The organism is Wolbachia endosymbiont of Chrysomya megacephala, from assembly GCF_008245065.1.
Lineage (GTDB): Bacteria > Pseudomonadota > Alphaproteobacteria > Rickettsiales > Anaplasmataceae > Wolbachia.
In genome coordinates this window covers 104,681-116,785 of sequence record NZ_CP021120.1, presented here as the reverse complement: position 1 = coordinate 116,785, position 12,105 = coordinate 104,681, and the positions used below count along the sequence as shown (strand labels likewise).

Sequence of the window (12,105 nt, the reverse complement as noted above, 5' to 3'; positions counted from 1 at the left end):
GAAGCCTACTTTTTCTACAAAGAAAGAATTTTCTTTATATCACCTTTGCAGTCCATTTCCATGCAGAGTTGAATGTTCATATTGTGATCATCTATATGGAAATTATAAATGTAAGCATCACCAGTGAAATTTCCTATAACATCATGGCTTTCATTTAGCATTTCACCTGCCATGTGGAAAAGACCAGTGTCTGAGTTAGAAGAATAATCTGTAAACTTGATGTACCCGTTACCACATTCCTGTTCTAAATTTAAAGGTGGATTAGTAAAATCTATTTCGTTCATAATTGCCTCATATTAAAATTAAATTATAGTTAAAATAAGATGTTAAGTAACTTAATAAGATTAGTGAATTTTTAAATAGAACGCTGGCTATAATTAGCATTCTAATCACATACTTTGTTGATATATTTATGCCATAATGGCATGGATCTTCTATCTTAATTCTTGACTTTACCCTATAAAATCTATATTTTACTTACTATTATAGTTTAAGTATATAAATCAAGATGGCGTTAAATCCGCTAGAACAATTTAAAGTATATACAATAATAGAACTACCAAAATTATTTGGGTATGACATAAACTTTACCAACTCATCTCTTTTTATGATGATCTCGGTGGTATTAATGGTACTGTTTTTGCTCCTTGGAATAAGAAAAGGTGCAGTAATACCAGGATATTTGCAAGCTGCAGTTGAATATGTATATGATTTTGTTGTTTCAATAATAGAAAGTAACACTGGAAGCAAAGGTTTGGAGCACATTCCTTTGATATTTACAGTATTTATTTTCATTTTATCGTGTAATTTAGTTGGTGTTCTTCCTTATAGTTTCACAGTTACAAGTCATGTGATAGTTACCTTCGCTTTATCAATGGTGGTTTTTACTTATATAACGATTGTTGGGTTTAAAGAAAGAGGAGTAGAATTTTTACGCATATTGCTACCAAAAGGAACTCCTTCGTGGCTTGCACCTATAATCATCATTATTAAATTATTTGCTTATTTAGTAAGACCGATTAGTTTATCAATAAGGCTTGCAGCAAATATGATTGCGGGTCATACAATCATCAAAGTGATAGCAGGATTCGTCATAAATATGAACATATTTTTTACACCTGCACCTTTTTTGTTTATAATTGCACTAATAGGATTTGAAGTATTTGTTGCAGTTTTGCAAGCTTATATATTTACTATATTAACATGTGTATATTTGTCAGATGCAGTAAAGTAATTGACTTCCTTGCAGAATATTTTACAATTATATTATAAAGAAATAGTTAAAGGTAATATATGGATTTAGTGGCTTTAAAATTTATAGCAATTGGTTTGGCTGTATTTGGAATGCTCGGTGCTGGTTTAGGTATAGCTAATATCTTCTCTGCTATGTTAAATGGGATTGCGAGAAATCCTGAGTCAGAAGGTAAAATGAAAAGTTACGTTTATATTGGTGCTGCCATGGTTGAAATCATGGGGTTGCTTGCGTTTGTACTTGCAATGTTATTAATATTTGCTGCTTAACAGATGCCACAGCTTGATGTTTCAACTTTCTCTTCTCAAATTTTTTGGTTTTTAATTTTTTTCTCTTCACTTTTTTTTGTAGTCAGTTGTTTGTTTTTACCGAAGTTAGATGAAATAATAAGCACTAGAAGTAAAGAAGTGTTAGATTCATTTAATAGTTCTATTCACCTTTTAAGACTTACAGAAGAGCAAATTGCCAAGTATAATGCAGCTTTAAATCAAGCTAGAGTACGGGCAAAAAAAATCATAGATGATGCATTTGCTCAAGTAGAAGAAATGAGAGCGAATGTTAAGGATATATTGGAAGAGGAAGACAAGAAGATGATTAAACTTGTTGAAGAAAAGGTAGTACAATTTAAATCTAAGTATATTAGTGAATTAAAACAAATGGCTACTAGTATTGCTTTGATTTACTATACTAAGTTAACTAATTCTGAGATTGAAGAGGAATTTGTTGCTGACTTGGTGTCAAAAGAATTTTAGGGTTTTTATGTCTACATTACTAGTTATAAGCCTTGCTTTTTTAGTAGGTTTTATCCTCTCATATAAATTGTTAAGGAAGGTAATAAAAAACGCGCTTAACAATAAACGTAACAAAAGCAAGTTTTCAAGTGAAGAAACTGAAAAATTCAGAAAAGATATATTGGAGTATTACAAAAAATCTTCTGAAAAATACAAAAGATTAGATGCAGAAGTTAACAAAATGATGAATGAAGCACTTGATAAGGCTAATAGTATTATTAAGCATAATAGACAGCAACTCGATCAAACGTTAGATGAAAATTCCCATTCTAATTTGAAGAAAGTTACTGACCAAGTTGAAAAAGCTCTTGGGGATTTACAAGCTAACACAGCGAGTATAGCTGCTGATGCTGTAAAAAAAATAATGCATGAACGTAAAGATGATAAGCGTAGTAGTGAGGTTATATCTTCGTTTTCACGTGACTTGAGCAAAAAGTTGCATTAAGTTTAATGCCTGTACTTCAAACTGATAATGTAGAAAAAATTAAATTTGATTCTAGTTTATGCAAAGAACAAGAGAAACTTTTCTACTATAGGTTTAATATAATTCCTTGGCAAAAATTAAATGATACTACTTTTTTTATGGTTGAAGACATAAGCCAAGATATCAACCTTTGGGTCGAATCTCATTACGGTATTGAATATGTATTGATAAAAGTAGATAGCAAACAGATTTTAAATCTTCTTAACTCACACTTTGGTATTTCAGAATTCGCAAGTAACTACTTATATTATAAGAATCCTAATTTTTCAGCTAAAAGCATTAGGCTCAGTTCAATCTTTTTTTCCTCTTTCTTTGTTATGATTTCGACTTTAACACTGACAAAAAAATATGCATATTTTGCTTTGGTGTTGATATTTATAATCGGATGTTCTAGTTCTTTATTCAAATTTGTAACTAAAATTTTTGGCTTGCGTAAAATTTCTAACCAAAAAGCAGATTATGATAAGATGAATGAACCTATATATACTATTTTATTGCCTGCTTTTAAAGAGAATGCGGTTATAAAGCAATTGATTAAGAGCATTGAAAGTTTGGATTATCCAAAATCAAAATTAGATGTAAAGCTTGTGATAGAGAGCGATGATCAAGAAATGTTGGCAGCTATAGAAAAATGCACTTTACCACAGTATTTTGAAGTAATAAAAGTGCCTCATTCTCTGCCTAGAACAAAAGCTAAGTCATGCAATTATGCTATGAGATTTGCTAGAGGAAAGTATGTGGTAATATATGATGCAGATGACAAGCCAGATCCGTTGCAGTTAAAAAAAGCACTAATTGAATTTAATAAGGGCGACGAAAAGTTGGCTTGTGTACAGGCGAAATTAAATTACTATAACTTTGGTTGCAATTTTCTTACAAAATTCTTTTCTCTTGAGTATATGAACTGGTTTCAATATTTTTTGCCTGGATTTCAAAAAATGAACATGCCAATACCTTTGGGTGGTAGCAGTAACCATTTTTCAGTGGAAATTTTAAAGAAAGTGCTTTTTTGGGATGCTTACAATGTCACTGAAGACGCTGACCTTGGTTTGAGACTTGCGCAAATGGGATATAAAACCAGGATTATTGATTCAGAAACATTGGAAGAATCACCAACTACTGTGTTTGCTTGGATCAAACAAAGAGCACGCTGGATTAAAGGTTATATGCAAACTTATATCGTTCATTTAAAAAATATAAAATTACTTTTTAAGCACACTGGGCTTAAGGGAGTTTTGCTATTAAACCTTTTTGTTGGTTCCTCAGCTTTTATATTTTTCACGACTCCTTTTTTGTTACTTTCATTGGTGCTGACTCAAATTTTGAATGAATTATTCTTATATTATTTTATAATAGTATACGGTATTAACTTGATTTTTTTGATAATAGCTATCAGACAACAAAAAATGCCTTTTTATTTTTATATAGTATCAATATTTTTTCCCGTCTATAGTCTACTACATAGCGTTGCAGCTTTTCTCGCTTTGTGGGAATTTGTTATTCACCCTCAGCAATGGAATAAAACTCAGCATGGATTATGGAAGCAAAACCTGTAGCTATTTGGCTTTTTCTCTGCTCTCTCATGGTGATTTGCATGGTGGGAATTGGTGGATTTACCAGACTTTCAAAAGCAGGATTGTCAATCACGGAATGGAAACCAATTACCGGAACATTGCCACCGCTTAGTGAACAAGACTGGATTAAAGAAAAAGTAAAATATGAAGCTACACCTGAATATAAAGCATTTAATTATGGTATGAGTATGGAAGAGTTTCGCACCATATACTTAATAGAATATGTGCACAGGTTAATTGCAAGGCTGACAGGTTTAGTTTTTATCTTACCATTTATATACTTTACACTAAAAAAAAGAATACCTAAAAATGCAGTAATAAGGTTATCTACAGCACTATTATTTGGAATTTTACAAGCTTTTGCCGGTTGGTATATGGTTAAAAGCGGTTTGGTATCTAATCCTCATGTTAGTCACTATAAGCTCGCACTTCACTTACTGCTTGCGTTGGTTATCTTTGCATTATTGTCATATCAATTTTTTGATTACCAAATCAAACCAAAACAGATAATTAAAATTAATAGCAACATTACATGTTACATATGGATAATTTTAATCCTAGTGACAGTACAAATAATCTTCGGTGCATTTGTTGCAGGGCTAAATGCTGGTTTAATTTATAATACCTTTCCACTAATGGATGGACAAATTGTTCCGGAAGATTTATTTTACTTACAGCCTGCTTGGCTAAATATCTTTGAAAATAGAGTAACAGTGCAATTCATACACCGGGCATTGGCATTGCTGATATTAGTTCTGACAGCAATACTCACAATAAAAAATGCCAGTATAAAACCATTATATGTTATGCTATTCTCCGTCATCATTCAGGTAATTCTAGGAATAGTCACTTTGTTGCTGCATATACCAATGGCTATTGCTATAGCCCATCAAATGTTTTCATTTATCTTATTTGGATCAGGTTTATACTGCTTGCGTTATTTAAGAAATCAGATCTAATACCAAATCACCAGCATGTATATTTTTTCCTTCTTTAACAGGGATATTTTTTATCACCATTTCTGATTCAGCACATATTATATTTTCCATTTTCATTGCCTCCACAACAAAGAGAGGTTGTCCTACCTCTACCTGATCTCCAGCATTGACGTGTAATTTAACCAATAAACCGGATATTGGAGATTTTACAGCGTCTACTGAAATCCCTTCTGTTTTGTTGTTTAGCATTAATTTGCTTAGTTCAGCTACATGAGGTTTCAATACACAACATTTAGCTTTCATACCTGCGTGTCTTATAAAGTATTTGCTACCTTGCCTTTCTATTTTAAGTGCTATATTGGTATCATCATTAATTGTGATATATAGTAATCTGTAACTTGATTTCCACTTACCCACCACGGAGTATTTATTGTGGTTATATACTGTTGTTAATGTGTTATCTTGATACTTTGCATTTACGGAGTACTCATTGTCATCTATTTTCACTATGAATGCTTCGTCTGTTGACTTACTGTAATACTTTCCCTCATTTTCTAAGTGAACATACAGTGCAGCAAAAATAAATATTTTAATATATTCCTCTGTGATAAAATCGCCTTGAAACCCACTAGGATAATGGTCTGGAATGAATCTTGTGTGGAGTTTTGCTGCAATAAAGTTTGGATGATGGAAAATGGATTCTAGAAATTCTATATTATTTGTTACTCCTTCTATATAACATTCAGACAATGCTTTTTGCATTCTGCTGATTGCTTCTATTCTATCTTTTCCATAGGTTATAATTTTTGCAATCATTGAGTCGTAGAACATGCTGATTTCTGAACCGCTAGCTACTCCATCATCTATTCTTACATCATCTGGTTTGTCGTAATATTTGATTCTTCCGCTGGAAGGAAAAAATCTCTTTGATGGATCTTCAGCGCAAATTCTGCTTTCTATTGCAGAGCCAATAAGTTTAATATCATTCTGACCAAATCTTAATTTTTCTCCGCAAGAAATTCTGATCATCTCTTCCACTATATCTATTCCAGTGACAAATTCTGTTACTGGATGCTCAACTTGTAATCTCGTATTTACCTCAAGAAAATAGAAGTTTTGGTTCTTATCTACAACAAACTCGACAGTACCTGCTGAAAAATAATCAACTTGCTTTGCCAAAGAAACACATTGAGCATACATTTTTTGTCTTACTTCTTCACTAATAAATGGGCTTGGTGTTTCTTCTATTATTTTCTGGTTATTCCTCTGTACCGAGCACTCTCTCTCCCCAAGACACACTATATTGCCGTATTTATCTGCTATGATTTGTATTTCAATGTGTCTTGGCAGCTCTATATATTTCTCTATAAAAATACTGCCATCTTTAAAACTTTTCTCTGCTTCATTTGTTGCTGATGTAAATGCTAGTTCAATTTCTTTTTTGGAATATACAATTCGCATTCCTTTGCCACCACCACCTGATGCAGCTTTGAGCATAACGGGAAAACCAATCTCTTCAGCAACGATGGCTGCGTGGGCAGCATCTTCGATCTTACCCATATATCCTGGCACTACATTTACTCCAGCTTTTCTTGCCTCTTCTTTTGCCGTTATTTTATTGGCTGTAACTTCTATTGTTTCTGCACTTGGACCAATGAAATCTATGTTATGTTTTTCCAGAGCACGGGGAAAATCTGGATTTTCTGCTAAAAACCCATAGCCAGGATGAACCGCCTCGGCACCTGTTTCAACTGCTACTTCGCATATTTTTTCGATATTTAAGTAACTAAGATAAGCAGGCGAAGGGCCAATGTGCCTTGACTCATCTGCTTGCTTTACATGCACAGAATTTGCATCTGCATCTGAGTACACAGACACACAAGATATGCCCATCTTGTGCGCAGTTTTGATTATTCTGCAGGCAATCTCCCCTCTGTTCGCTACTAAAATCTTACTATACTTCTTTCTTATCATCTTATAAGTATACTTTCTTAAGTTAAGAAAGTAAATTTCTATATTACTACCTGCAAATACTTCACACTGGGGCTAAACCACTATCTAAAAGTTGCATAACATCAGGATCTGTCACTATAGTACTTTCGTTATAGAGGCCATATACTTCATTACATGCCTTAAATAACAGATATGAAGATCCTCCAGAAGCTATTGTTGCTATTGAAGCCAATGCAAGAGATTGAGAAGCCGAAAATAGAAGATACAAAGATACACACATAGCGGTAGCACACACTATAGCTCCTACTATATATAAGCATATATGAAACTTCTTATTACATATAAAGCCACATTTTATATCTGCAATTTGCTTAACTTCCTTCTGCTCTGAAGGATCCAAGAAGTAAAGAGGTGATACTGCCTTATTATCCTTAATATAGCTTTTATCGAGGAGTGCTTCCTTAATATATTTCTTATTATTCTTAAGTTCCTTTTCTAATCTTTTTACTTTTTCCCAATCTTTAGCTTCTTTTGCTTTTTCAACCTCAACCCTGGTACTTTTTTCTAAATCCTTTATGATCTTCTGTAACGCAGATAATAGAAACCCGTTACTTGCTGCTATATGAAATGGGTTTCCATTTTTATCAATTCTATGCTTAGCTACACAAGCAACTCTTTTCTTGCAAGCTTCAATAAATTTATTTTCATCCTCTTTTGTTACAACTCGTCTTGCAATTTCAAATAAATTATCCATATATACACCTCACTGCATTCACTAATATTAAATTATACAATGCAGTTTGTTAAAAATAAATGTAAATTGATCTTTCAAATTTACTATAGTTCCACGTTGTTGCAAGTACAAATTTTAGTTATCATCGGTTACGTTATCACAATAGACAAATATGCCAGGTATAGTCACTAGATTCGCTCCATCACCAACAGGATTTTTACATATTGGAGGAGCTCGCACAGCTTTGTTTAATTGGCTCTATGCGCAGCGTCATGGTGGCCAGTTTTTACTAAGGATTGAGGATACCGACAGAAAACGTTCAACACAGGAAGCAATTGATGCAATAATAGATGGGTTAAAATGGCTTGGAATAAGCTATGATGGAGAAATAGTATATCAATCAAAAAGAATAGATAGACATATTGAAGTTGCAAATCTTTTAGTTGAAAAGGGTAGGGCGTATCATTGTTACTGCCCCGAGAATGAAGTTGCGGAGAAGAAAATAAGAGCAAGGGAAGAAGGAAAAATATATAAGCATAAGTGTACTCATTCAACATCAAATGCAGAGCCTGTTGTTCGCTTCAAAGTGCCAGACTCAGAAGATATTGTTGTTGACGATAAAATATACGGCCAAGTTACAATAAGTAGCGACCAGCTTGATGACATAGTAATCTTGCGCTCTGACAATACTCCAACATATATTTTTGCTGTAGTGGTTGATGACCATGATGCTGGAATAACCGATATTATACGTGGCTCTGATCATCTCACTAATACCTTCAAGCAATTACTAATATACCAAGCTCTTGATTTTGATGTCCCACGCTTTGCACACGTACCGCTTATTCATGGAGAAGACGGGAATAAGTTATCTAAAAGGCATGGTGCAACAAGTGTTTGCGATTATGAAAAGATGGGAATATTGCCACAGGCAATGCGTAATTACTTGCTAAGACTTGGCTGGAGTCATGGCAACGATGAGATTATTAGCGATGAGCAAGCAATAGAGTGGTTTAATTTAGAAAGCATCGGTCGCTCACCTGCACGGCTCGATTTCAAAAAACTGGAGCATTTGAATAACCACTATATTAGTAATATGAGCAATGAAGATATTCTGACTCTAATGCTTAGAGAAAATACTCTAACTGACAAAAAAAAGGGCTATTTACTGCAGGGACTGACAGAGCTGAAAAAAAGAGCAAACTATTTGACCGAATTATTGGACTTAGCAAAATTTTATATTCAAGTTGATTTTAGTGAAGAAGCTCAGCAAATTGTCAAATCTAACCTCAATGTAATTAAGTTACTTGCATCATTTCTTTCGAGTGTAGGTAGTGAAGATTGGAATAAGAATTTTTTATCTTCTCAGATTAAGGAATTTTCAAAATTACATAATATAAAAATGAGCGATATATACCACTCATTACGCGCCCCAATAACTGGAATAATGGATGCGCCTGGAATCATCGATATCATGGTAATTCTTGGTAAAGATGAGTGTATAAAAAGATTGCAAGCAATTTAAATAAAAAATTACTTGACAGACTCTGGTGGCTTCATTATAGTGGAGAATGAAGATTTTTTAGGATCCAAAATCTATCTTCACCTGCAGGTTTTTTCACCAAATAATCAAATTTCAGCAAAAAATATATAAGTTTATTTTTGCTAGCTCTTTATTCATATAGGAGGGTTTATGTCTAGAATTCCTGATACTTGACTTTTATTTTTAAGTTAAAAAAACAATTGGCGCCTATGGTTTTCACATTAAATCATTTTAAATTGTTAAAGTTAATACGGGCTTTTTTTGCCTTTTTTTATTGGTATTTTTTTCATATTTTATTATATCATTATACTGTGGTACCATATAGACTTCAGTTTCATGATAAGGGGAGCAGGCTCCGTCTCAGCTATGGAATTAAAAAATGACTATGCATAAGATCTAATGGTGTGTCTAATCTATAGATAATTTTTTGTATTGCTAAGTTAATATTTTACATATCTGTTCAGCAAAGTGGTAAAATAAGGTAGACGAGAAAAGACAACTAAATGAGTGTCATGAAAGTAGCTTACACGTAGCTGTAGGAATTTCATTTTTTAAGGTAAATTACACAGCAAATATTGTCATTCAAGTAGCTGACACTGTAATTCCAGCTTCTATAATGTCATGCCAGTGCTCGACACTGGCATCGAGCAAAATTTATCACAAACAAGACAACATTTTCAATTAAAAAATCAGTGTCTGGGTGCTAAGATGACACCTTCATAAGGGAGCCAGCATCAGCTACTTTCATGACACTCATTTAGTTGTCTTTTCTCGTTTACCTTATTTTGCCACTCTGCTGAACAGATATTAAAATAGCAAGCCTCAAGGTCAGAAGCCTGCTATTACTTACTGATTACTTTACATCAATTTTCTTGATGTGTTTCTCTGATTTAGGTATGGTTACATGCAATACCCCATCTAAAAAGTTGGCAGATACCTTATCTTGCTCTACATTTGTTGGAAGTTGAATAGATCTATAGAAAGAACCATAGTACCTTTCTTTGTGGTAAAACTGCTTATCTTTTGATTCATTATCACATGTTTTTTCACCCTTCACTATTAAGTTATCGCCAGATATACTAATGTCTATGCTTTCTTTAGGAATACCTGGTAACTCTAATGATAGGCAATAGCTTTCCTTTGTTTCATAAAGGTCACAAACTGGTAGTAGGCTACTGCCTCTTTTAGAAAGCTCTGGGTTCCATCCTGTAAAGAAGCTATCAAATATGTCATCAACGGCTCTTTGTAACCCTCTTACACTAAAATTATCACGATTATTGTTTTTATTTAAATGAACTATATTACTCATGTTGTACCTCCTTTTACTAATACATGCATTACATAATCACTCCACTTATTAATTTCAATCCTAAATCTAAAATTTTTTAGATGCGAAAAATTTTCCCCGTTTACTATAACTTGATTATGAGAAAAAATCTTATTTGGATTACCACGAGTAGTTCTATAAACTAGATTAACTGTAAAAAAGGGCAAGTGTATGCAAATTTATTACTTCTCTTTCCACTTCCACAATCAAACAATTTTGAATGTTTCTTATTTGACTTGCCAACAATGAGAATTGGTATAACTGCTAGCTCCGTCTTTCAGCTATGGCATTAAACAATGACATGCATAAGATCTAATAATATGTATAATTTATAAATAATTTTTGAGGTAAATTGTGAAATTGGGCGTTAATATTGATCACGTTGCAACCCTTCGCAACGCACGTGGAGCTTCTTATCCAGATCCATTAAAAGCAGCAAAAATAGCTATTGATGCTGGAGCAGATTTTATCACCGTACACTTACGAGAAGACAGAAGGCATATCAGAGATGAGGATGTATTCAATCTAAAACAAAACATTAGCACTGAGTTGAACCTTGAAATTGCAGCTACGGAAGAAATGCTCAAAATAGCAAAAGAAGTAAAACCCTATTCGATTTGTATAGTACCAGAAAAAAGAGAAGAATTAACAACCGAAGGTGGCCTGAATATCGTGAATATGCACAGTAAACTTTCTGGTATAATAGAGGAAATGCATAGCTTTGACATAAAAGTCTCACTGTTTATCGATCCAAATATTAATCAACTAAAATATCTTGAGAAGCTAGAAAGAAAGCCTGACATAATAGAAATTCACACAGGGTATTACTGTGATAATCCATCAGAAGAAAAATTAAAACTTATTACTAACTCTGCAGAATACATTAATAAGCTAGGAGTAGAATGCCACGCAGGGCATGGCATAAATTATAAACATGCTAAAAGAATAAAAGAAATACCTCACATCTCAGCTCTTAATATAGGCCATTCTTTAATCAGCGAGGCTATATTTCATGGCTTACATAGTGTAACTAAAAAGATGAAAATGACAATATCTAAGTAGCTTATACTTTCTCTTTGGTATTTAAAGTACTTGAAAGAGCTTGACTTGCTTTAAACCTTACTCTTTTCTTTTCAGGAACGGTCATAATCTCACCATTTTGAGGATTACGGCATTGTCTTTCCTTACTTATAGCAGTAGAGAATGTCCCTATTCCATGCAAACGTATTTCACCTTTACGATTTAGATCGTTCTTGATTGTTTCCATAAAAATATCATGAAGCTTACCCAAACTAGCTTTTGTTATATCTATACCTTGACTAGAGCACTCTTGACTCAGTTGGTTTACTATATCTTCCTTACTCATAAATTACCTTAATATTGAAAAATTACATAAACAGCATATTATGCTAATACCAATAGTCAACTAAATTCGTCATAAAAAGAGAAAATGTCATAAAACCTTGTAAGAACTTGTATAATATTTACAAAAAAATACCATTATGAAACA

General features: G+C 33.1%; 13 protein-coding genes. 8 read left to right on the top strand and 5 right to left on the bottom strand.

Annotated elements, in window-relative coordinates; translation table 11 throughout:
* Positions 1-14 precede the first annotated feature (14 nt).
* Positions 15-284, bottom strand: a complete 270-nt coding sequence (locus CAI20_RS00490; protein ID WP_010402566.1) for a hypothetical protein — start codon at positions 282-284, stop codon at positions 15-17.
* 224 nt (positions 285-508) lie between these two features.
* Between CAI20_RS00490 and CAI20_RS00485 the strand changes: the two genes are divergently transcribed.
* From CAI20_RS00485 to CAI20_RS00460, 6 genes are read left to right on the top strand one after another with little or no spacing between them, the layout of a single operon-like run.
* Positions 509-1,234: a F0F1 ATP synthase subunit A gene (locus tag CAI20_RS00485; RefSeq protein ID WP_096097195.1), complete on the top strand. Its 726-nt coding sequence runs from the start codon at positions 509-511 to the stop codon at positions 1,232-1,234.
* A gap of 59 nt (positions 1,235-1,293) precedes the next feature.
* Complete coding sequence (locus CAI20_RS00480; RefSeq protein ID WP_006014985.1) at positions 1,294-1,521, top strand: F0F1 ATP synthase subunit C; 228 nt, start codon at positions 1,294-1,296, stop codon at positions 1,519-1,521.
* 3 nt (positions 1,522-1,524) lie between these two features.
* Entirely contained in the window at positions 1,525-2,004 is a 480-nt protein-coding gene (locus tag CAI20_RS00475; RefSeq protein WP_007302046.1) for a F0F1 ATP synthase subunit B family protein, read from the top strand.
* Positions 2,005-2,011: 7 nt separating this feature from the next.
* Complete coding sequence (locus CAI20_RS00470; RefSeq protein ID WP_007302045.1) at positions 2,012-2,488, top strand: F0F1 ATP synthase subunit B family protein; 477 nt, start codon at positions 2,012-2,014, stop codon at positions 2,486-2,488.
* A gap of 5 nt (positions 2,489-2,493) precedes the next feature.
* Complete coding sequence (locus tag CAI20_RS00465; RefSeq protein ID WP_149168648.1) at positions 2,494-4,083, top strand: glycosyltransferase family 2 protein; 1,590 nt, start codon at positions 2,494-2,496, stop codon at positions 4,081-4,083.
* Positions 4,065-5,060: a COX15/CtaA family protein gene (locus tag CAI20_RS00460; protein WP_149168647.1), complete on the top strand. Its 996-nt coding sequence runs from the start codon at positions 4,065-4,067 to the stop codon at positions 5,058-5,060. The genes CAI20_RS00465 and CAI20_RS00460 overlap by 19 nt, the downstream gene beginning before the upstream one ends.
* On the opposite strand, the gene CAI20_RS00455 is transcribed toward CAI20_RS00460, so the two are convergent.
* Positions 5,043-7,013, bottom strand: a complete 1,971-nt coding sequence (locus CAI20_RS00455) for an acetyl-CoA carboxylase biotin carboxylase subunit (protein ID WP_012481866.1) — start codon at positions 7,011-7,013, stop codon at positions 5,043-5,045. The two genes, CAI20_RS00460 and CAI20_RS00455, sit on opposite strands and share 18 nt — an antisense overlap.
* A 61-nt stretch (positions 7,014-7,074) precedes the next feature.
* On the bottom strand, positions 7,075-7,746 hold the full coding sequence (locus CAI20_RS00450) for an ankyrin repeat domain-containing protein (RefSeq protein WP_149168646.1): 672 nt from the start codon (positions 7,744-7,746) through the stop codon (positions 7,075-7,077).
* Between the two features lie 151 nt (positions 7,747-7,897).
* On the opposite strand from CAI20_RS00450, the gene gltX reads away from it, so the two are divergent.
* Positions 7,898-9,250, top strand: coding sequence for a glutamate--tRNA ligase (gene gltX, locus CAI20_RS00445; RefSeq protein WP_149168645.1), 1,353 nt, complete (start codon positions 7,898-7,900; stop codon positions 9,248-9,250).
* An 871-nt stretch (positions 9,251-10,121) separates the two neighbouring features.
* On the opposite strand, the gene CAI20_RS00440 is transcribed toward gltX, so the two are convergent.
* Positions 10,122-10,577 carry an Hsp20/alpha crystallin family protein gene (locus CAI20_RS00440; RefSeq protein WP_007302039.1) on the bottom strand — a complete coding sequence of 152 codons (456 nt, stop codon included), beginning with the start codon at positions 10,575-10,577 and terminating at the stop codon, positions 10,122-10,124.
* A gap of 372 nt (positions 10,578-10,949) precedes the next feature.
* Here CAI20_RS00440 and CAI20_RS00435 point away from each other — a divergent pair, with 372 nt between their 5' ends.
* Positions 10,950-11,657 carry a pyridoxine 5'-phosphate synthase gene (locus CAI20_RS00435; protein WP_149168644.1) on the top strand — a complete coding sequence of 236 codons (708 nt, stop codon included), beginning with the start codon at positions 10,950-10,952 and terminating at the stop codon, positions 11,655-11,657.
* Position 11,658: 1 nt separating this feature from the next.
* Here the strand turns inward: CAI20_RS00435 and CAI20_RS00430 are convergent, their stop codons facing one another.
* Positions 11,659-11,961, bottom strand: coding sequence for an HU family DNA-binding protein (locus CAI20_RS00430; RefSeq protein WP_019236673.1), 303 nt, complete (start codon positions 11,959-11,961; stop codon positions 11,659-11,661).
* Positions 11,962-12,105: the final 144 nt, after the last annotated feature.

Excerpts from the sequence above, each read along its gene's own strand:
- CAI20_RS00490 (WP_010402566.1), bottom strand. The coding sequence starts at position 284 with ATGAACGAAATAGATTTTACTAATCCACCTTTAAATTTAGAACAGGAA.
- CAI20_RS00485 (WP_096097195.1), top strand. The coding sequence starts at position 509 with ATGGCGTTAAATCCGCTAGAACAATTTAAAGTATATACAATAATAGAA.
- CAI20_RS00480 (WP_006014985.1), top strand. The coding sequence starts at position 1,294 with ATGGATTTAGTGGCTTTAAAATTTATAGCAATTGGTTTGGCTGTATTT.
- CAI20_RS00475 (WP_007302046.1), top strand. The coding sequence starts at position 1,525 with ATGCCACAGCTTGATGTTTCAACTTTCTCTTCTCAAATTTTTTGGTTT.
- CAI20_RS00470 (WP_007302045.1), top strand. The coding sequence starts at position 2,012 with ATGTCTACATTACTAGTTATAAGCCTTGCTTTTTTAGTAGGTTTTATC.
- CAI20_RS00465 (WP_149168648.1), top strand. The coding sequence starts at position 2,494 with ATGCCTGTACTTCAAACTGATAATGTAGAAAAAATTAAATTTGATTCT.
- CAI20_RS00460 (WP_149168647.1), top strand. The coding sequence starts at position 4,065 with ATGGAAGCAAAACCTGTAGCTATTTGGCTTTTTCTCTGCTCTCTCATG.
- CAI20_RS00455 (WP_012481866.1), bottom strand. The coding sequence starts at position 7,013 with ATGATAAGAAAGAAGTATAGTAAGATTTTAGTAGCGAACAGAGGGGAG.
- CAI20_RS00450 (WP_149168646.1), bottom strand. The coding sequence starts at position 7,746 with ATGGATAATTTATTTGAAATTGCAAGACGAGTTGTAACAAAAGAGGAT.
- gltX (WP_149168645.1), top strand. The coding sequence starts at position 7,898 with ATGCCAGGTATAGTCACTAGATTCGCTCCATCACCAACAGGATTTTTA.
- CAI20_RS00440 (WP_007302039.1), bottom strand. The coding sequence starts at position 10,577 with ATGAGTAATATAGTTCATTTAAATAAAAACAATAATCGTGATAATTTT.
- CAI20_RS00430 (WP_019236673.1), bottom strand. The coding sequence starts at position 11,961 with ATGAGTAAGGAAGATATAGTAAACCAACTGAGTCAAGAGTGCTCTAGT.